This is a genomic window from Streptomyces sp. NPDC002701, assembly GCF_042889045.1.
Taxonomy (GTDB): domain Bacteria; phylum Actinomycetota; class Actinomycetes; order Streptomycetales; family Streptomycetaceae; genus Streptomyces.
The window spans coordinates 1-21,165 of sequence record NZ_JBIAQL010000009.1; the positions used below are offsets into that span (position 1 = coordinate 1).

10 protein-coding genes are annotated in these 21,165 nt (G+C 73.3%); 2 read left to right on the forward strand and 8 right to left on the reverse strand.

Going from position 1 to position 21,165, the window contains the following annotated elements:
* A partial coding sequence (locus ACFYXC_RS23620; RefSeq protein ID WP_389553953.1) for an alpha-1,4-glucan--maltose-1-phosphate maltosyltransferase occupies positions 1-2,130 on the reverse strand: 2,130 nt, incomplete at its 3' end.
* A gap of 1,264 nt (positions 2,131-3,394) precedes the next feature.
* On the opposite strand from ACFYXC_RS23620, the gene ACFYXC_RS23625 reads away from it, so the two are divergent.
* Entirely contained in the window at positions 3,395-6,013 is a 2,619-nt protein-coding gene (locus ACFYXC_RS23625) for a glycosyltransferase family 1 protein (protein ID WP_389553954.1), read from the forward strand.
* Between the two features lie 33 nt (positions 6,014-6,046).
* On the opposite strand, the gene ACFYXC_RS23630 is transcribed toward ACFYXC_RS23625, so the two are convergent.
* The 7 genes from ACFYXC_RS23630 to glgX all read right to left on the reverse strand — a co-directional run bounded on the left by ACFYXC_RS23630 (position 6,047) and on the right by glgX (position 19,512).
* The gene (locus ACFYXC_RS23630; RefSeq protein ID WP_388910855.1) at positions 6,047-6,553 is read right to left on the reverse strand and encodes a DUF1990 family protein; all 507 of its coding nucleotides are present in this window, start codon (positions 6,551-6,553) and stop codon (positions 6,047-6,049) included.
* A gap of 71 nt (positions 6,554-6,624) precedes the next feature.
* Positions 6,625-8,271 carry a M4 family metallopeptidase gene (locus ACFYXC_RS23635; protein ID WP_388910858.1) on the reverse strand — a complete coding sequence of 549 codons (1,647 nt, stop codon included), beginning with the start codon at positions 8,269-8,271 and terminating at the stop codon, positions 6,625-6,627.
* 618 nt (positions 8,272-8,889) lie between these two features.
* Complete coding sequence (locus ACFYXC_RS23640; protein WP_389553955.1) at positions 8,890-10,686, reverse strand: ABC transporter ATP-binding protein; 1,797 nt, start codon at positions 10,684-10,686, stop codon at positions 8,890-8,892.
* A complete protein-coding gene (locus ACFYXC_RS23645; protein ID WP_389553956.1) occupies positions 10,683-12,623 on the reverse strand; it encodes an ABC transporter transmembrane domain-containing protein in 1,941 nt (646 codons plus the stop codon). Before ACFYXC_RS23645 ends, ACFYXC_RS23640 begins: the two co-directional genes overlap by 4 nt.
* The gene (locus tag ACFYXC_RS23650; RefSeq protein ID WP_389553957.1) at positions 12,620-14,560 is read right to left on the reverse strand and encodes an ABC transporter ATP-binding protein; all 1,941 of its coding nucleotides are present in this window, start codon (positions 14,558-14,560) and stop codon (positions 12,620-12,622) included. Before ACFYXC_RS23650 ends, ACFYXC_RS23645 begins: the two co-directional genes overlap by 4 nt.
* Positions 14,557-17,082 carry an ABC transporter transmembrane domain-containing protein gene (locus tag ACFYXC_RS23655; protein WP_389553958.1) on the reverse strand — a complete coding sequence of 842 codons (2,526 nt, stop codon included), beginning with the start codon at positions 17,080-17,082 and terminating at the stop codon, positions 14,557-14,559. Before ACFYXC_RS23655 ends, ACFYXC_RS23650 begins: the two co-directional genes overlap by 4 nt.
* A 123-nt stretch (positions 17,083-17,205) precedes the next feature.
* Positions 17,206-19,512, reverse strand: coding sequence for a glycogen debranching protein GlgX (gene glgX, locus ACFYXC_RS23660; RefSeq protein WP_389553959.1), 2,307 nt, complete (start codon positions 19,510-19,512; stop codon positions 17,206-17,208).
* Between the two features lie 253 nt (positions 19,513-19,765).
* Between glgX and ACFYXC_RS23665 the strand changes: the two genes are divergently transcribed.
* Entirely contained in the window at positions 19,766-20,998 is a 1,233-nt protein-coding gene (locus ACFYXC_RS23665) for an Ig-like domain-containing protein (RefSeq protein ID WP_389553960.1), read from the forward strand.
* Positions 20,999-21,165: the final 167 nt, after the last annotated feature.

The following is a 21,165-nucleotide window of genomic DNA, read 5'->3' on the forward strand; positions in this document are numbered from 1 at the left end:
CGCGTGCCAGTCGAGGCCGAGGTGCGGCATGTCCAACGAGACCGTGGCCTCCTGGGTGTGGTGAGGGTCGAGGTTCACGACCACCAGAACCGTGTTCGATCCGCGTGCGTCGGTGAAGGACTTCGAGTACGCGAGCACCTCGTCCTTGTCCGTGTGGTGGAAGTGAAGGTCGCGCAGTTGCCGCAGGGCAGGACTGCGACGCCTGATCGCGTTGAGTTCGGTGATCAGAGGGGCGATGGTACGGCCCTCGCGCTCTGCCGACTCCCAGTCCCGCGGACGCAGTTGGTACTTCTCGGAGTTCAGGTACTCTTCGCTGCCCTCGCGCACCGGCACGCCCTCGCACAGCTCGAATCCGCTGTAGACACCCCAGGTCGGTGAGAGCGTCGCCGCCAGCACCGCGCGCAGTTCGAAGGCGCCCCGGCCACCGTGCTGGAGGAACTCGTGCAGGATGTCGGGGGTGTTGACGAAGAAGTTGGGGCGCATGTAGGCGGCCGCCTCACCGGAGAGCTCGGTGAGGTACTCGGTCAGCTCCTCCTTGGTGTTGCGCCAGGTGAAGTACGTGTAGGACTGCTGGAATCCGATCGCGCCGAGGGTGTGCATCATCGCCGGGCGGGTGAACGCCTCGGCCAGGAAGATCACGTCCGGATCGGTGCGGTTGATGTCCGCGATCACCTGCTCCCAGAAGACGACCGGTTTCGTATGGGGGTTGTCGACGCGGAAGATCCGCACCCCGTGGTCCATCCAGAACCGCAGCACCCTGAGCGTCTCCCGCACCAGGCCCGGCATGTCCCGGTCGAAGGCGATCGGATAGATGTCCTGGTACTTCTTCGGCGGGTTCTCGGCGTACGCGATCGTGCCGTCCGGGCGGTGGTGGAACCACTCCGGATGCTTCTCCACCCACGGGTGGTCCGGTGAGCACTGGAGCGCGAAGTCGAGGGCGATCTCCAGGTTCAGCTCGGCGGCCCGGCGCACGAAGTCGTCGAAGTCGTCGATCGTGCCGAGGTCCGGGTGGACGGCGTCGTGCCCGCCCTCCGGCGAACCGATCGCCCACGGGACCCCGACGTCGTGCGGGCCCGGGTCCAGCGTGTTGTTCGGACCCTTGCGGAAGGTCGTGCCGATGGGGTGGATCGGCGGCAGGTACACCACGTCGAAGCCCATGCCGGCGATCGCCGGCAGCCGCTCGGCAGCCGTCCGGAACGTGCCGCTGACCGGCGGCCTGCCGGGCTCGACCACGGCACCCTCGGAGCGCGGGAAGAACTCGTACCAGGAGCCGTACAGCGCCCGCTCCCGCTCGACCAGCAGGTTCAGCGGTTCCGCGGCCGTGACCAGTTCGCGCAGGGGGTGGCGCGCGAGGACATGGTTCACGTCGGGGGTCAGCGCGGCGGCGAGCCGGGCCGCCGCGGGACGGCCGGTGTCGCGCAGGGCCTCCACGGCCGCGAGGAGCGTGTCGCGCCGGCCCTTGCTCTTCGGCGCCCCGGCCGCGGCACGCTCGTACAGCAGCGCGCCCTCCTCCAGGACCAGTTCCGTGTCCATGCCCGCCGGGATCTTGATCTGGGCGTGGTGGCGCCAGGTGGTGATCGGGTCGCCCCACGCCTCCACGGTGTAGGTCCACAGCCCCGGAGCGGGTACGGAGACGGTGGCGCCCCAGCGGTCGGTGCCGGGGGCGAGTTCCCGCAGGGGTGTCCAGGGGCCGGGGCGCCCCTCGGCGTCGCGCAGGACGACGTTCGCGGCGACGGCGTCATGGCCTTCGCGGAACACCGTCGCGGAGATCTCGAAGGACTCTCCCACCACGGCCTTGGCGGGGCGCCGGCCGCCCGCGACGAGGGGACGCACGTCCAGGACGGGGATGCGCCCGACCGCGGTGGCGCTGCCGGGGTCCGCGGAGGACCCGGGTGCGCTTCCGGGGGCGGTCTTCTCGGGACCGGCCTCCGCCGGCCCGGCCGGGACCGCCGCGGTGGCCGGGGTCGCCGGAGTGGCCGGCCCGGTCCGGGCAGCCGGTTTCGCGGGCTTCGCCGCCCGGGAGGCCCTGGCCTCCGGTGGCTGGGGACGGTCGGCTTTCCCCCCGGGGTCGGGGGTCGGTGTGGTGCCGGGCGTCGGGGGTGGTGACGGCTGGTGGTGCTTGGCGGGCATGACCGCTCCTGTCCGCGTCAACGTGGGTGGGCGGATGAGAGTGTGGGGAGGTGATCCTGTGGTGCGTTACCGAGGGAGCCTTCCCACCCTTTTCGGGTACGCAATCCGGCACTTTGCTAACTACTCGCACGTATGTCTTTACACAGGACCGTCCTCACCCGACGACTATCCGCCAAGGATCCTCCAAGGATCTGCCCCGGATTCGCGGGATGAGACCGGTAGATGCATGTGCACTTGCTCAAGGCTTGTCGACGGGGGAGAGCCTGTCCGGTGAACCGGGGCCGCGTCGGCCGGCCTTCCGGCGGCGGTGAGGGCCCGCTCCGCGCCCGGGGAGCCCGCCCCGGTGCCGTCGAGCACCCGGACGGCGATGACGCGCTCCTGCTCGGGCCGGGTGCGGCGGCGGGCCCCGCCGGCCGGTGCGGCCGGGGTCCCGCGGCGGTTCTCGTCGGTGGTGCCGGACGGTCGCCCCGGCGTCCGGCGAGTCCGGGGCCACCCATGGGCCGGCGGCCGGACGCCCGGTCACCCGTGGGCCCGGCGGCCGGACGACCGGTCTGCCGTTCGCCGGCCCGTACCGCGCAGCCGTGCAGCGGCGCTGCGCGTGTGGCTGGTTCTCGCCCGGTACCGGGCGGCGAAAACCCTGTCGGCCGTCGTCGCCGTCTTCGTTCTCCCTCCGGCGTCGCGAGGTGACCCTTGCCGGCCGGGCCGGTTCTCGCGCGGCGGCCGGATGCACGGCACTGCCATGGTGTGCGCTCCCCTCCTCGACGCGGCGGGACCCGGCCGGCCCGGCGCGCCCCCGTGGGGGCTCTCGCACGCCTCGCGGGACCCTGGACGGGCCGGGGGAGGCCGTATCCGGGTTGCCACTGGGCAGCCTCTCGTGCGGTGTGGGTGGCCACAAGGCCGCACGATGGGGCGGAATCGGCCATATCGCCCGTTCGGCCCACGTGCGGGCGGCGCCGGCGCCGGGGCTGCGCGGGCGGCACGGGTCCCGGCGATCGCGGTCGCGGGGCGGGGCGTGACCGGCCGTGGTCGGTCCACGGGCGTGGTACCGCGCGTCGCGCCGCGTCTTTTGCGCCGTAGTTGCGAAGGCACCCTCGCCGCTACCGTCGTGGGTGACGAAGGACGCACGCCGACGTGTGTCCCTCTCGGCCCCGCCAGCGGGTCCCCGTCGTCCGCCCGCCCGCCGGGCGGGGCGCCGCGGGGCCCGACGGCGGGGTCCAGGTCCTGGTACGCCGCCCTGGTACGCCCTTTGTGAAGGTGGAAGATCGTGAAGGCCATCCGCAGGTTCACCGTGCGTCCCGTTCTCCCCGAAGCCCTCCAGCCCCTCAGTGACCTGGCGCGCAATCTGCGCTGGTCCTGGCATGCCGAGACCCGTGACCTCTTCCGGTCGGTGGACCCCGAGCGCTGGACCGCCTCCGGCTGCGATCCCGTACGCCTCCTCGGGAACGTGGCGTCCGCGCGACTGGCCCGGCTCTCGGAGGACCGGGACTTCCTCGCACGGCTGTCCGAGGCCGCCGACGACCTGAAGGACTATGTGACGGGGGACCGCTGGTACCAGTCCCAGCCGTCGGAACTTCCCGACGCCATCGCCTACTTCTCGCCCGAGTTCGGCATCACGGCCGCACTGCCCCAGTACTCCGGTGGCCTGGGCATCCTCGCCGGGGACCATCTCAAGGCGGCCAGTGACCTCGGCGTACCCCTGATCGGTGTCGGTCTCCTGTACCGGCACGGCTATTTCCGGCAGACCCTGTCCCGGGACGGCTGGCAGCAGGAGCACTATCCGGTCCTGGACCCCAACGAACTGCCCGTCTCCCTGCTGCGCGAACCCGACGGCACGCCCTCCCAGGTCTCCCTGGCCCTGCCCGGCGGTACGGCCCTGCACGCGCGGATCTGGCTGGCCCAGGTCGGCCGGGTCCCGCTGCTGCTGCTCGACTCCGACGTCGAGGAGAACGACCTCGGCGAGCGGGGGGTCACCGACCGGCTGTACGGCGGCGGCAGCGAGCACCGGCTGCTCCAGGAGATGCTGCTCGGCATCGGCGGGGTGCGTGCCGTCCGTACGTACTGCCGGCTCACCGGCCACGCGCGGCCCGAGGTGTTCCACACGAACGAGGGGCACGCCGGCTTCCTCGGCCTGGAACGCATCCACGAGCTGTCCCACGAGGACCTCGACTTCGACGCCGCCCTTGAGGCGGTCAGGGCCGGGACCGTCTTCACGACCCACACCCCCGTGCCCGCGGGGATCGACCGCTTCGACCGGGAGCTGGTGGCCCGCCACTTCGGCCCCGCCGCGGAGCTCCCGCGCATCGATGTCGAACGCATCCTGCACCTGGGCATGGAGACGTATCCCGGCGGTGAGCCGAACCTCTTCAACATGGCGGTCATGGGGCTGCGGCTCGGCCAGCGGGCGAACGGCGTGTCCCTCCTGCACGGCCAGGTGAGCCGGGAGATGTTCGCGGGGCTCTGGCCGGGGTTCGACCCCTCCGAGGTCCCCATCACCTCCGTGACGAACGGCGTCCACGCCCCCACCTGGGTGGCGCCCGAGGTGCTGCGGCTCGGCGCCCGGCAGATCGGCGCGCAGCGGACCGAGGACGCGCTCACCGTCGGCGGCTCCGACACCTGGGACGCCGTCGCCGACATCCCCGACCAGGACATCTGGGAGCTGCGCCGCTCACTGCGCGGGCAACTGGTGGCGGAGGTGCGGGAGCGGCTGTACGCGTCCTGGCGGCAGCGCGGCGCCGGGACGGCCGAACTGGGCTGGATCGAGGGCGTACTGGACCCGGACGTCCTGACGATCGGCTTCGCGCGCCGCGTCCCGTCGTACAAGCGCCTGACGCTGATGCTGCGGGACCGGGACCGGCTCATGGACCTGCTGCTGCACCCCGAGCGGCCCGTCCAGATCGTGGTGGCGGGCAAGGCCCACCCGGCCGACGACGGCGGCAAGCGCCTCATCCAGGAACTGGTGCGCTTCGCCGACGACCCGCGGGTGCGCCACCGCATCGTCTTCCTGCCCGACTACGGCATGGCGATGGCGCAGAAGCTGTACCCCGGCTGCGACATCTGGCTCAACAACCCGCTGCGCCCCCTGGAGGCGTGCGGGACCTCCGGCATGAAGGCGGCACTGAACGGCTGCCTCAACCTCTCCGTCCTGGACGGCTGGTGGGACGAATGGTTCCGGCCGGACTTCGGCTGGGCGATCCCCACGGCGGACGGCACCGCGGTCGACGACGACTGGCGTGACGAACTGGAGGCGTCGGCGCTCTACGACCTGCTGGAACAGCGGGTGGCCCCGCGCTTCTACGAACGGGGCCAGGCCGGTCTGCCCGACCGCTGGATCGAGATGGTCCGCCAGACCCTGACCCACCTCGGCCCGAAGGTCCTGGCGGGCCGCATGGTCCGTGAGTACGTGGAACGCCTCTACACACCGGCGGCGCTGGCCCACCGGTCCATGGACCACTCCTCCGCGCGGGAGCTGGCGGTGTGGAAGTCGCGGGTGCGGGCCACCTGGCCGCACGTCACGGTCGACCACGTCGAGACGACGGCCGTGACCGCGACGGCCGAACTGGGCTCGACGCTCTCGCTGCGGGTCCTGGTGGGCCTGGGCGACCTGGTTCCGGACGACGTCGAGGTCCAGGCGGTGTCGGGCCGCGTCGACTCGGAGGACCGCATCACGGACGGCACGACGTTCCCGCTCAAACCGGCGGGCGGCCCCGACCAGGAGGGCCGCTGGCTGTACGAGGGCCCGCTCTCCCTCGACCGCACGGGCCCCTTCGGCTACACGGTCCGCATCCTCCCGGCCCACCGCCTCCTCGCCTCCGCCACGGAACTGGGCGTGGTGGCGGTGCCTTCGGAGGGGATGGGGGAGGGGGCGGGGGTCCTGCTGCGCTGAGGAGCCGGCGGGCGGGCCCCTGGGTCCAGGGGCCTAGCCCGCCTCGTCCCCCGCGCACATCCGCCGCAGCACCACCCCGCACCGCCGCGCGTACGCGTGCTGCAGCCCTCGGGTGGCCGCTCCGCCCGCCTTCGCGTACCACTTGGCCGGGCGGCTGAAGGCGGTGACCGTCAGCCAGACGGTGCCGTCGCCCGTGCGGTCGACGACGAAGGCTTCCTCACCGGATTCCGGGTGACCGGGGAGGGTGCCGTAGGCCCAGCCGGCGCGGCGGGGTTCGTCCAGGGTCCAGACGACGCGGCAGGGGGCCTTGATGAGAGGGCCCAGGCCGACCGTCACGTCGGCGCCGGGCGCGGCCCGCGGTGCGTCCGTGGTGATCGTGACCCCGATCGCTCGGTGGAGTTCCCAGGTCAGGACCGCCTCGGAGGCGGACACGAAGACCTTCTGGCCCTCTCCGATGCGGCTGCGGACGTGCAGGGGGTGGAAGCCGGGCGGGCACCGGCCGTCGCGGGTCGCACCCACGTCCTCGTACGTGAAGGGCATGGGAACCAAGAGTAGGGCGGTACCCGGAACGTCCTCGTCCCGGGTACCGCCCGTTCACAACTCCTGGAGCGTCAGGCGACGTTCACGGCGGACCAGGCCGCCGCGACCGTCTTGTACTCCGTGCTCGTCGAGCCGTACAGGGCCGACGCCGCGCTCAGTGTCGCCGTACGGGCGCCCGCGTACTTCGTCGTGGACGTCATGTACTCGGTGAGCGCCTTGTACCAGATCTTGACGGCCTTGTCGCGGCCGATACCGGTGACCGTCGAGCCGTTGGACGTCGAGGAGTTGTAGCTGACTCCGTTGATCGTCTTGGCGCCGCTGCCCTCCGAGAGGAGGTAGAAGAAGTGGTTCGCCGGGCCCGAGGAGTAGTGGACGTCCACCGAACCGAGGCTGGAGGACCAGCTGTCCTTGGAGGCGCCGTCCTTGCTCGGCTTGTCCATGTAGCGCAGCGGGGTGCCGTTGCCGTTGATGTCGATCTTCTCGCCGATGAGGTAGTCACCCACGTCGGAGGAGTTGGCCGCGTAGAACTCCACCGCCGTGCCGAAGATGTCGGAGGTGGCCTCGTTCAGGCCGCCCGACTCGCCGCTGTAGACCAGGCGCGCCGTGTTCGAGGTGACGCCGTGGGTCATCTCGTGGCCCGCGACGTCGATCGAGGTGAGCGGCTTGGTGTTGCCCGAGCCGTCGCCGTACGTCATGCAGAAGCAGCTGTCGCTCCAGAAGGCGTTGACGTACGCGTTGCCGTAGTGGACGCGGGAGTAGGCGGCGACCCCGTTGTTCTTGATGCCCGAGCGGCCGAGCACGTTCTTGTAGAAGTCCCAGGTGACCTGGGCACCGTAGTGCGCGTCGACGGCCGCGGTCTGGGTGTTGGACGCCGCGCCCGTGCCCCAGGTGTCGTCCGCGTCGGTGAAGAGGGTGCCGGTGCCGGACGTGCCCCGGTTCAGGTTGTACGTCTTGTGGGCGCCGCGGGTGGTGTCGTTGAGCTGGTACGTCGAGCCCGAGAGCGAGGTGCCGATGGTGACCTTGCCGGCGTACTGGCTGTTGCCGGTGCCGGTCTGGATCGCCTCCCACTCGTACAGCTTCTTGCCCGTCTCGGCGTCCGTGACGACGTGCAGCTCCTGCGGGGTGCCGTCGTGCTGGAAGCCGCCGACGACCGTCTCGTAGGCCAGGGCCGGCTTGCCGTCGGCCGCCCAGACGACCTTGCGGGGCGCCCTGTCGGCGGCCGACCTGGTGCTGCCCTCGGCCTTCGCGGCGGACACGGCCTGCTTCTCCGCCGCGGACCTCGCGATGTCCGGGGTGACGTCGGAGACCTTGACGGCCGCCTTGGTGGCTCTGGTCACGCCCTGTGTCTCGCCGGACTTGTCCGCGTGGACGACCAGGTCGCCGCCGAGGACCGGGAGTCCCGCGTACGTGCGTTCGTAGCGGGTGTGGGTCGTGCCGTCGACGTTCTTGATGACGTCTCTGACCACCAGCTTCTCGTCGGCGCCGAGACCTATCTCGTCGGCCGTCTCCGCGGCGGCGGCGCCGGCCTCCTGGATGAGGCTCGTACGGGCCGCCGCGGTCAGCTGGACCGGCGCGGCGGCGAGGGTCGTGTCGGACTGCTCGGCCGGGGTCTGGGCCGAGGCGCCGCCGGCCAGACCGGTGGTGAGGAGGGCGCCGGCCGCGACGGCGGTGGCGATGGCGAGGGTGGTGCGGTTGCGACGCGCGTAGAGGGGGGTCACACAAGCTCCTTCGTGGGGGGGTGTCCGACCGCTGTGGGGGTGCGGTCGGACCGTGATGAAGTTGCGGTGCGGGTGTGCCTGCCGTGCGAGGTGAACAGTGCCAGTTGAGTCGCGTACATGTCAGCGGGGTGAAGGCAGGTTGGCCGGAAATCGTCCGCTGCCCGAAGATCCGCGTACGTAATGCGGACTTGATCGCCCGCAAAGCGTCGGCAATGAGACCGGTAACAGAAGGCAAGGGAGCGGCAAAGTCAAGGTCAAGAGCGTGCCGCCACGGGAGGCCCTCCGAGGGCGATATCCAGCCGTGGCGGGCCCCGGCCCGGCGCCGCGGGTCCGGCGGACCGTCCGGCGGCGCCGGGCCGACGGCCAGGTCACCGCGCCCGGTGTGCGAGATGCGCGGCCTCACCCGTCACGAGGGAGGGGGCGTTTCCGGCCTGGCCGAAAACAGCGGTCGGAGAGGTGGTGGCGGCTCCCTGTCCGGGGCCGACGGCCGCGTACTCGGCGCTCGTGATGCCGTACGGCGCACCGCCCCGCAGCTCCCTCGACAGGCCCGCGCCCGCGTGTGTGACCCGTGCGGGCTGTCGCGAGGGCGGGCTCGGCCCGTCCGGGTACCGCGGCGCTTCAGGAGGGCTCCGGCCGCTCACCGTGCCATGAGTGCCACAGGGCCGCGTACGCGCCCCCGGCCGCCACGAGGCTGTCGTGGGTCCCCAGTTCGGTCAGGCGGCCGTCCTCCATCACGGCCACGCGGTCCGCGTCGTGGGCGGTGTGCAGCCGGTGCGCGATCGCGATGACCGTGCGCCCCTGGAGCACGGCGGCCAGCGCGCGCTCGGTGTGACGTGCGGTCGCCGGGTCGAGCAGCGCCGTGGCCTCGTCGAGGACCAGGGTGTGCGGGTCGGCCAGCACGACCCGTGCCAGCGCCAGTTGCTGGGCACGCGAGCCGTCCGCGACAGGGGCCCCGCCCGGCAGGCCGCGGCCGGCGCCCGGTGCGGGCCCGCCGCCGGAACCCAGCTCCGTGCCGAGCCCGTCCGGCAGCTCCCTGACCCAGTCGTCGGCGCCCACGGCCGCGAGCGCCGCCCACAACTCGTCGTCCCGCGCCTCGGGTTCGGCGATCAGCAGGTTGTCGCGGACCGTGCCGAGGAAGACGTGGTGCTCCTGCGTGACCAGGACGACCTGCCGCCGCAGCTGCTCCGGGTCCAGGCCCGCGACCGGCACGCCGCCCACCGTCACCGTGCCGGAACGCGGCGCGTCGATGCCCGCGAGCAGGCGGCTCAGGGTCGTCTTCCCGGCGCCGGACGGCCCGACGACGGCCAGCCGCTCCCCGGGCCGCACGGTCAGGTCGACCCCGCGCAGCACCTCGCCGCCCCGGTCGTACGCGTAACGCACCCGGCGCACGTCGATCCGGTCGTCCGCCGGGGCGGGCGAACCCGACGGCACGGCTCGCGGGGCCCGGCCGAGGCCCTCCACCCGCGCGAACGAGGCGCCGCTGCTCTGCAGTTGCTCCACCCGCATCAGGACCGTGTCGAGCGGCGACTCCAGCTGGCGCAGATACAGGGCCGCCGCCACCACGGCACCCAGACTCATCGTGCCCCGCGCGTGCAGGGCCCCGCCCACCGTCAGCACGGCGACCACGGGAAGGACGTACGAGACCTCCACGGTCAGGAAGAACACCGACCGCAGGTACAGCGTGTGCATGCGGGTGCGGCGGGACGCCTCCAGGGCGTCCCGGCTCGCGGCGACGCGCCGCCACTGCAGGCCGAACGCCTCCACCGTGCGCGCGCCGGACGCGGTGGCCGAGACGATCTCCGCGACCTCCGACGTGGCCGCCCCCTCCGCGAGGTAGGCGGCCCGGGCCCGGCGCAGGTACCACCGCAGAGCGCACCAGACACCGGCCTGGGCCAGCACCGCGCAGCCGCCCAGCAGCGGATCGATCAGGAAGACCGCACCGATGATGAACAGCCCCTGCACCGAGGCGATCAGCAGTTCGGGCCCGGCGTCGCGCAGCGTCGTCCCCACCGCGGCGACGTCCGCGGTGCCGCGGGCCGTCAGATCGCCGGTGCCCGCCCGCTCCACCACGGACGCGGGCAGCGCCAGCGCCCGGTCGACGAACTCCTCGCGCACCCGCGCCAGCGTCCGCTCACCGAACCGGTGCCCCACGAACCGGGCGGCCCGCGCCAGCAGCAGCTGCGCCAGCGCGCACACCAGGATGACGAGCGCCAGGCGGTCCACGACGGCGACACCGCCGCCGGCCCGCACCTCGTCGATGATCCGGCCGAGCAGCCACGGACCGGCCAGGCCGGCAGCGGCGGCCAGCACGTTCAGGACGAGCACGGCGGCGAAGGCGCGGCCGTCCGCCCGGATCAGCCGGACCGCGGCCGCCCGCACGTCGGCCGGCCCGGCGACCGGCAACTGTCTGCTCACCGCACGGCCTCCTCGGCGTCGTGCTCCGCGCTCCCACGTGCCCGCGTGCCGTCCGGGTCCGCGTCACGGGCCACCAGCGCGCGGTATCCGGGCTCTGTGCCGAGGAGTTCGCGATGGCTCCCGCGGGCCGCGACCTTGCCGTCGACCAGGTAGTACACGGTGTCCGCCCGGTCGAGCACCAGGGGCGAGGTGCTGGTGACGAGGGTCGTGCGGCCGGTGCGCGCGGCGCGCAGCCGGGCGGCGACGGCGGCCTCGGTGTGCGCGTCGAGCGCCGAGGTGGGCTCGACCGCGAGCAGCACCTCGGGGTCGGCGAGCAGCGCCCGCGCCAGACGTACGCGCTGCCGCTGGCCGCCGGAGAGGCTGCGGCCCTGCGCGTCGACGGGGGAGTCGAGTCCGTCGGGCAGCCCGAGCACGATGTCGTCCGCGACGGCCGCGTGCACCGCCCGGCGGACGGCGTCCTCGCCGTGGTCGCGGCGGCCCCGCAGCAGGTCGCGCAGGGTGCCCGCGAACAGGTCGGCCTCGTTGTCCGCGACCAGGATCCGCTCCCGTACCTGCGCCAGGGCGATCGCGTCGAGGCGTACGCCGCCCCAGGTGGCCGCCGACCCGGTGTACCGGCCGAGCCGGTCGACCACGGCGGCGGACTCCGCCGGACGGGCCCCTGCCAGCGCGGTCAGGGCGCCCGGCACCACCCGGACACCGGACTGCGGATCATGCAGCGCGGACGGCTCCGCCGGGGCGTCCGCCGGGGAAAGCGCCTGGGCGTCCGCCGAGGAGATCGCCGGGGCGTCCGGGGCGGAGATCGTCGGGGCGTCCGCCGGGGCGTGCGCCGCCGTGTCCGTCGTCCCGTCCGTCGTCGATGCCTGCGTCGTTGCGGCCGGAGGGTGCACCGCGGCGGCCGGACCGTCCATCGCCGGCGGCTCCAGGGCCAGGAAGCGTACGACGCGCCGGGCGGCCACCACGCCCCGGCTGATGTGGTGGCCGCACTCGACCAGGAAACCGATCGGTGCCACGAGGGCCGCGGCATAGCCGTACACGGACACCAGCTCGCCGACGGTGAGCGAGCCCTGGGCGGCGAGCCGGGCGGCCAGCCAGGTCACGACGGCCAGGAACACCGTGGGCAGCCCGGCACCGAGCGCCTGGATCCAGCTGGTCACGGACCCGACCCGGTACCCCTGCTCCCGCAGCCGCCGCGAGTCCCGGCGGAAGGCGTCGGCGAACAGCCCCTTGCCGCCGAAGCCGTTGAGGACGCGCAGCCCGCCGGCGAGGTCCCCGATCCGCGCGGTCAGCACGCCCTGCCGCTCGCGGTACTCCGTCTCCGCGCCCCGCAGCCGCCCCATCGGCGGGCCGACCAGCAGGACCATCACCGGCATGCCGAGCAGGACCACCGCGGCCAGCGGCAACGAGACCGACAGCAGCAGTCCGGCCACGACGGCACAGGCGACCACCGCACCGACGCCGGGCCCGACGACGGTCAGGGACTGGCTGATCGTCAGCACGTCACCGACGCCGATCGTGACGACCTCTCCGGTCCCGGTCAGTCGGGACAGCCCGGCACCGAGCCGGGTCGACTGCCCCACCACCAGTTTCACGGTCCGGAAGTTGGCGTCCATCCGGATCCTGGTCATCGTGCGGTGCCGCAGGACGCCCACCACGGCCGTGCACACCCCGAGACCCAGCAGCGCCGCACACCAGCGGGCCAGCGCCGCCCGGTCGGCCGGCGCCAGCCCGTCGTCGATCGCCCGGGACAGCAGATAGGGCGCCAGCGCCATGAGCACCATCCAGGCGCTGCCCAGCAGCGCGCCCGTCGCCGACCGCCCCGGCTGCCGGGAGACCAGCCACCACAGGTAGCGGGCACCGCCACGGCAGTCGGGCACCCCCGGGTCCGCGTACGCGAGGTGCGCGAGGTCCCGTGTCCGGCCCTGCCGCCGCAGGATCACTCGACGTGTCCCTGCACGAGGCTGTCCCGCCAGGCCCGGTGCAGGTCGGCGAACCGGCCCGGGTCCGTGACGAGCTCGTCTGGGCTGCCGTCCTCCACGATGCGGCCGTGCTCCATGACGAGGACCCGGTCGGCGATCTCGACCGTCGACAGCCGGTGCGCGATGACCACGGCGGTACGGCCGCGCAGGACCGTGTGCATGGCCCGCTGGACGGCCCGCTCGCCCGGCACGTCCAGCGAACTGGTCGCCTCGTCGAGGATGAGCACCGCCGGGTCGGCGAGCAACGCCCGCGCGAACGCCACCAGTTGACGCTGACCGGCCGAGATGCGCCCGCCCCGTTTGCGTACGTCCGTGTCGTAGCCGTCCGGCAGGGCGCTGATGAAGTCGTGGGCGCCGATGGCCTTCGCGGCCCGCTCGATGTCCTCGCGGGAGGCGTCCGGGCGGCCGATGGCGATGTTCTCGGCGACCGTGCCGGAGAACAGGAACGCCTCCTGCGTCACCATCACGACCCCGCGCCGCAGTTCGGGGACCGACAGCTCGCGCAGGTCCACGCCGTCGAGGAGGACCCGGCCGCTCGTGGGGTCGTAGAAACGGGCCAGGAGCTTGGCGAGCGTCGACTTGCCGGCGCCCGTCGAGCCGACCACGGCGACGGTCTGACCCGCCGGGAGCGTCAGCGAGAAGGACGGCAGCACCTCGCCGCCCGTGCGGTACGCGAACCGGACGTCGTCGAACACGACCTCCCGGCCGGGGTGTTCGGAGGCGAGGGCGGGCAGGGCACGCGGCTGCGCGGGCTCCGGCACCGAGGGGACCTGGGCCAGCAGACCCGCGACCTTCTCCAGCGAGGCGGCCGCCGACTGGTACGAGTTGAGGAACATGCCGAGCCGGTCGATGGGGTCGTACAGGCGGCGCAGGTACAGCACCGCGGCGGCCAGCACGCCCAGCGCCAGGGTGCCGGAGGCCACCCGGTGGGCGCCCCACAGCACGATCCCCGCGACCGCCGTGTTGGCGACCAGCCGGGAGCCGACGACATAGCGGGCCATCTCCAGGATGGCGTCGCCGTTGACGCGTTCGTGGCGGCTGTTGAGTGTGTGGAAGGCGGCGTCGTTGACGGCCTCGCGGCGGAAGGCGCGGACCGGCCGGATGCCGTTCATCGTCTCCGCGAACTTCACGATGACGGCGGCGATGGCGGTCGAGCGGATGCTGAAGATCCGCCCGGCGCGGTGCTGGTAGAGCCGGATGAGGAGGTACAGCGGCACGAACGACGCCACCGCGACCGCGCCGAGACCGAGGTCCAGCCAGAGCAGCATCGCCGAGATGTAGACGAACGACAGGATGACGGTGATGAGTTCCTGGAGGCCCTCGCTGAGCAGTTCGCGCAGCGACTCGACGTCCGTCGTGGAGCGCGAGATGAGCCGGCCCGAGGTGTAGCGCTCGTGGAAGTCGACGCTGAGCGCCTGCGCGTGCCGGAAGATCCTGCCGCGCAGGTCGAGCAGCACGTCCTGGTTGACGCGGGCCGACACGAGGACGAAGCCCCACTGGAGGGCGCCGGCCGCCACCGAGCACAGCGCGTACGCGGCGGCCACCGCGATCAGCGGCCCGTGGTCGTCGGCGCGGAAGGCCGGTACGGCGCGGTCGATGGCGTACGCCACGAGCAGCGGGCCCGCCTGCACCGCCGCCTGCTGGAACAGGAGGAGGAGCGCCGCGAGGACGACGCGGGCCCTCATGGGCGAGAGCAGTGAGCGCAGAAGGGTGGCTGTGGCGTGCGGGGGAGCGGGGAGGGCGTCGCGGTCGAAGGGATCGCCGCCGCCGTCGGCGGGCGCACCGGCCGACAGGCTCTGCTTGCCGCTGCCGCTGCCGCTGCTGTCGTTGTCACCGCCGTTGGAGCCGTTGTCGTTGCTGTCGTCGTCCGTCGGCGCGGTGGTCGTGGGCGCCGTCATCGGTTCTCCCTCTCGGTCGTCTCTGTCCTTCCCGACATCAGCCAGGCGTACTCCGCGCTCGTCCGCAGCAGTTGGCGGTGCGTGCCCACCGCGGTGATCCGGCCCCCGGAGAGCAGGGCCACGCGGTCGGCCAGCATGACCGTGGACGGGCGGTGGGCCACGACCAGGGCGGTCGTCCCGGCGAGGACGCGGCGCAGGGCCGCCTCGACCAGGGCCTCCGTGTGGACGTCCAGAGCGGACAGCGGATCGTCCAGGACGAGGAAGCGGGGATTGCCGACGACCGCCCTCGCCAGGGCGAGCCGCTGGCGCTGGCCGCCGGAGAGGCTGAGGCCCTGCTCACCGACCTGGGTGTCCGTCCCGTACGGGAGCGCGTGGACGAAGTCGGCCTGGGCGACGGCCAGGGCGCGGTTCAGGTCGGCCTCGTCCGCGGTGCCGGCGGCGCCCATGAGGACGTTCTCGCCCACACCGGCGGAGAAGAGGGTGGGTTCCTCGAAGGCGACCGCCACGAGGGCGCGCAGCCGTTCCCTGGGCATCGCGGTGATGTCCACGCCGTCCAGGGTGATCCGGCCCGTCGTGACCTCGTGCAGCCGGGGGACGAGCGCGGTCAGGGTCGTCTTCCCGGAGCCCGTACCGCCCACGAGGGCCATGGTCTCGCCGTGCCGTATGTGCAGGTCGATGCCGTCGAGGACGGGAACGCTGTCCGGTTCGGCATCGGGATACCGAAACCGGACCCGCTCGAACCGGAGCCCGCCCTGTCCGTCACCGCCCCGCGCCGACGGGACGCCGACGGACGGGGCGCCGATGAGCGGGGCGCCGTGGTGCGGACGGGCGCCCCGCCCCACGGCGGGCACGCCGCCCGCGGCTTCCGCGCTGCCCGCCGCCTCCGCGCTGCCCGCGGCTTCCGCGCCGCCCGGCGTCTCGCCGTCGGCCGCCGACCCGGCCCCGGCCTGCGGCACTTCGCCCGGCTCCGGTTCCGCACGGGCCGCCGACCGCGTCCCGGGTACTGACGGCGTCCCCGGTACCGCCCCCGCGCCGGACCCGGACGTCGCGCTGCTGCCCGGCGCCGCTCCGGAGGCCGCCGCCGGTTCGGAGCCTGCCGCTCCGGTCGCCGCTGCCGATTCGGAGCCCGCCGGTCCGCAGGCCGCCACCGGTCCGGAGGCCGCCGCTCCGGACGGCGTCGCCGGTTCGGAGCCTGCCGCTCCGGTCGCCGCTGCCGATTCGGAGCCCGCCGCTCCGGACGCCGCCACCGCTCCGGAGCCCGCCACCGGTCCGGAGCCCGCCGCTCCCGACGCCGTCGCCGGTTCAGAGGCCACCGCTCCGGACGCTTCCACCGGTCCGGAGCCCGCGGCTTCAGACGTCGCCGCCGGTGTGGAGCCCGCCGCTCCGGACGCTGCCGCCGGTCCGGAGGCCGCCGCCCCGGACGTCGCCGCCGCCCCGGACGCCGCCGCTCCGGACGGCGGCATCGGTGCAGACGATGGCGGCGGTGTCGGGGATTCCGGTTCCGCGTCCATCACCTCGAAGTAGCGTTCCGTGGCCGTCGCCGCCTCCTGGCTCATCGCGAGGAGGAAGCCGATCGACTCGACGGGCCACCGCAGGGCGAGGGCCGTCGACAGGAACGCGACCAGCGTGCCCGCCGACAGGGAACCGTCGGCGACCTGCACCGTGCCGAGCACGAGCGCCGCGCCGACGGCGAGTTCGGGCAGGGTCGTGATGGCGGCGAAGATGGCGGCGAGCAGCCGCGCCTTGGCGAGCTCCGTGCCGCGCAGCTTGCGGGAGAGGTCCCGGAAGGCGAGGGCCTGGCTGCGATGGCGCCCGAACCCCTTGATGATGCGGATGCCGAGCACGCTCTCCTCGACGAGCGTCGTCAGGTCGCCGACCTGGTCCTGCGCCTGCCGCGCCACCTGCGAGTACCGCTTCTCGAAGAGCCAGCAGACGATCATCACGGGCACCGCGGGCGCCAGCAGGACCAGCCCCAGTGTCCAGTCCTGGACCAGCATGATGAGGACGCCCACGACGATCGTCACGGAGTTCACCAGCAGGAACGTCAGTGGGAACGCGAGGAACATCCGCAGCAGCATCAGGTCGGTCGTGCCCCGCGACAGCAACTGCCCGGAGGCCCACCGGTCGTGGAACGCGATGGGCAGCCGCTGCAGGTGCCGGTACAGGTCCGCCCGCATCGCCGCCTCGACCCCCGCGAGCGGCCGGGCCACCAGCCACCGCCGCAGCCCGAACAGCGCCGCTTCGGCGATGCCGAGCAGCAGCAGGAACAGCGCTCCGAGCCACACACCGCCGGTGCTCCGGTCGGCCACCGGACCGTCCACGATCCACTTCAGGACGAGCGGGATCACCAGCCCCGTGCAGGAGGCGACGACCGCGACGACCGCCGCGCTGAACAGCCGTGCGCGCACGGGCCGTACGTACGGCCACAGACGCAGCAGGCTGCGGACGGCGGAACGGCTCGCGGCGCGCCCGGTCCCGTCGGCGTCCTCGATTTTCTCGATGGGGGCAGGTGTGGTGGGCATCAGCAGCGAGCCTACGTTTCGGCACTGACAGTGCCCAGCGAGTTTTGGCCGAGGCGCCGTGTCCCGCCCACGGGACACCCGTGGCTCGACGGGCGGTTCCCCGCGCCCCCGACGGAATGCCGTCTACGGGGCCACCCGCAGCAGCAGGACCGAGTGGGGCGGGACCGTGACGGTCGTGCCCGAGCGGTGCGTCCGCGCCGGTGCCTGCGCCTGCTCCTCCCCCGACGTGTCGACGACCACCTCGTACGCCCCGGCCCACGGCGGGCCCGGGAGGACGAACTCCGTGGGGCGGTCGCCCGCGTGCAGGACCGCCAGGAAGCTGTCGTCCGTCACCGGGACGCCCCGTGCGTCCCGGCCGGGGATGTCCCGGCCGGACAGGAACATCCCCAGCGTCCCCGCGGGCGCGTACCAGTCCCGTTCCGTCATCTCGGTGCCGTGGGCGGTGAACCACGCCAGGTCCCGCAGCCCGTCCGCCGAATGGGCCCGCCCGGAGAAGAAGGCGCGCCGCCGCAGTACCGGATGGGCGTGCCGCAGGGCGATCAGCCGGGACGTCAGGTCGAACAGGGAACGCCAGCCGGGGTCGTCCAGCAGACTCCAGTCGAGCCAGCTGATCTCGTTGTCCTGGCAGTACGCGTTGTTGTTGCCGCCCTGGGTCCGCCCGAGTTCGTCACCCGCGACCAGCATCGGCACCCCCGTGGAGAGCAGCAGGGTGGTCAGCAGGTTGCGCAGCTGGCGCCGCCGCAGGTCCCGTACGCCGGGGTCGTCGGTCTCGCCCTCGGTCCCGCAGTTCCACGCGCGGTTGTCGTCGGTGCCGTCCCGGTTGCCCTCGCCGTTGGCCTCGTTGTGCTTGCGCTCGTACGACACCAGGTCGCGCAGGGTGAAACCGTCGTGGGCGGTCACGAAGTTCACCGAGGCGTACGGCCGCCGCCCGCCCCACGCGTACAGGTCGCTCGACCCCGACAGCCGGTACCCGAGGTCCCGGACGTCCGGCAGCGCGCCCCGCCAGTAGTCCCGTACGGCATCGCGGTAGTGGTCGTTCCACTCCGTCCACAGGGGCGGGAAGGCGCCCACCTGGTAGCCGCCGGAGCCGACGTCCCACGGCTCGGCGATCAGCTTCACGCGGCGCAGCACCGGGTCCTGCGCGATGACGGCCAGGAACGGGGACAGCATGTCGACGTCGTGCATGGAGCGGGCCAGCGCGGCGGCCAGGTCGAAGCGGAAGCCGTCGACGCCCATCTCCGTCACCCAGTAGCGCAGCGAGTCCGTGATCAGGCGCAGCACGTGCGGCTGGACGACGTGCAGGGTGTTCCCGCAGCCCGTGTAGTCCGCGTACCGCCGGGCGTCGTTCTGCAGCCGGTAGTAGCCGCGGTTGTCGATCCCGCGCAGCGACAGGGTCGGGCCCAGCTCGCTCGCCTCGGCCGTGTGGTTGTAGACGACGTCGAGGATGACCTCGATCCCGGCGGCGTGCAGGGCGCGCACCATGCGCTTGAACTCGCCGACCTGCTGCCCGTTGGTCCCGGAGGCCGCGTACCCGGCGTGCGGGGCGAAGTAGCCGATCGAGTTGTAGCCCCAGTAGTTCCTCATGCCCCGCCGCAGCAGGTGGTCCTCGTGCGCGAACTGGTGCACCGGCAGCAGTTCGACGGCCGTCACCCCGAGCGCCGTCAGGTGCTCGATCGCCGCCGGGTGCGCCAGTCCGGCGTACGTGCCGCGCAGTTCCTCGGGGATCCCCGGGTGCAGCTGGGTGAACCCCTTCACGTGCAGCTCGTAGATGACGGAGTCCGCCCACGGCGTCTTCGGGCGGCGGTCGTCCGCCCACTCGTCACCGGGCGTGTCGTCGTGCACGACGACGCCCTTGGGGACGTACGGCGCGGAGTCCCGGTCGTCGCGCACGGTGTCCGCGACGTGCTGCTGCGGCCAGTCCCGCACATGCCCGTAGACCTGGGGCGGCAGGCTGCCGAACTCGTCCTGTCCGGCGCCGTCCACGGCGCGCGCGTACGGGTCCAGGAGCAGCTTCGCGGGGTTCCAGCGGGCGCCGGTCCACGGGTCCCAGCGGCCGTGCACCCGGAAGCCGTACCGCTGTCCGGGCCGCACACCGGGTACGAAGCCGTGCCAGATCTCATGGGTCAGCTCGGTCAGGGGCACCCGGCGCTCGGCGCCGCCGCCGGGCCGGCCGTCCCCGTCGTCCGGCGTCCCGAAGAGGCAGAGCTCGACCGCCTCGGCCCCACCCGCCCAGAGCGCGAAGTTGGTGCCCGAGACGCCGTCGGGCCCCGTCCTGAAGCGGGCCCCGAGCGGGGTCGGCGCACCCGGCCACACGGAGACGTCCGGCGCCGGGCGCGCCGCGCCGTTCAGCACGGGGGCGGGCTGCGCGGGCAGCGCGCCCCCGGGGACACGCCCCTCCTGCACTGCCTCCTGCTCGGCTGCGCTCGTCACGTCTGGCCCTCCCGCGGCTCGGTCGGAGCGGCACGGGAGGACCGCGGCGTCCCGGCCGCGGCCTCGTGTCGTGTCGTCCTCCCCACTGTTCTGCCCAGCGCCGGGCTCGCACTCACGTTTCCCGAGGCGGGGGCGGAACGGCCGGTCGCAGCGGTGCCCGCCGGGCCGCCGGCCGCGCGGTCCGCCCCGCCCGCCGGACGCGCCCGTTCCCCGCACCCGCTTCCCGGGGGCCCGCTCGGTCGTTGGGTCCCACGTGATGCACGCACAGACGCGCGCGCGGCGCGCAGGGGCCGCGCTGGCCGCCGTACTGACATGGGCCGGCCTGCTGGCGGCGGCCGCGGGATGCACCTCGCACGGGGTGGACGGGATGCTCGGCAAGCCCCGTTCTCCCGAGGAGGCGATCCGCGTCTCGCCCCACGACGGCAGCAAGGCCGTACGGCCCGAGGAGGGGCTGACCGTACGGGTGCCGGCCGGGCGCCTGGAGTCCGTGAAGGCCGTGAAGTCCCAGGACGCCGTGGAGTCCGCGGTCCCCGGGCGGATCGGCGCGGACGGCACGACCTGGCGGCCCGACGCCCCGAGGCTCGCGCCGGCCGCCAGGTACACGGTGGACGCGGTCGCGCTCGACGCCCACGGCAGGCGCGTGGCACGGCACGTGACGTTCACGACGTACGTCCCCGAGGAGCGGTTCATCGGCTACGTCACGCCGGAGAACCGCTCGACGGTCGGTACGGGCATGATCGTGTCGCTGGAGTTCAACCGGCGGATCGAGAACCGGGCGGCGGTCGAGCGCGCCGTCCGTGTGACGTCCGTGCCGAAGGTGGAGATCGCGCCGCACTGGTTCGGCGAGGACCGCCTGGACCTGCGCCCCGAGAAGTACTGGAGACCCGGCACGAAGGTCACCGTCGCCCTGCGGCTGCGGGACGTCGAGGCGGCCCCGGGCGTGTACGGCCTGCAGGACAAGACCTTCACCTTCACGGTCGGCCGCAGCCAGACCAGCCTCGTCGACGCCGCCGCCCACACCATGGAGGTACGCCGCGACGGCGAGCTCCTGTCCACCGTGCCGATCACCGCGGGCGCCCCCGGGAACACGACGTACAACGGGAAGATGGTCGTCACCGAGATGCTGGAGGTGACCCGGATGAACGGGGCCACCGTCGGCTTCCGGCGGGCCGACGGCAAGGGCGAGTACGACATCCCCGACGTCCCGCATGCGATGCGCCTCACCTCCTCCGGGACCTTCCTGCACGGCAACTACTGGGCCAAGGGCGTCTTCGGCACGGCCAACGTCAGCCACGGCTGTGTGGGACTGCGCGATGTGAAGGGCGGCAGCTCCGCGACCCCGGCGGGCTGGTTCTTCGACCGCAGCCTCGTCGGTGACGTCGTCGAGGTCGTCGGGAGCAACGACAGGAAGGTCGCCCCCGACAACGGCCTCGGCGGGTGGAACATGACCTGGAAGGCATGGAAGTCGGGCTCCGCGGTGAAGTAGACCGACACAGGGGTACGCGCAGAAAAGGCCCCGGACGCGCCACCGGCCCGACGAGTTGGGACTGAACGGTGACATTCCCAGGAGTCCATCTCTCCTGGCAGTGTGATTGATTGGCGCGATGCGCGCGTGGGACGCGCCGTAGTGCGGGCCTGAACAGAGGCCGTGCG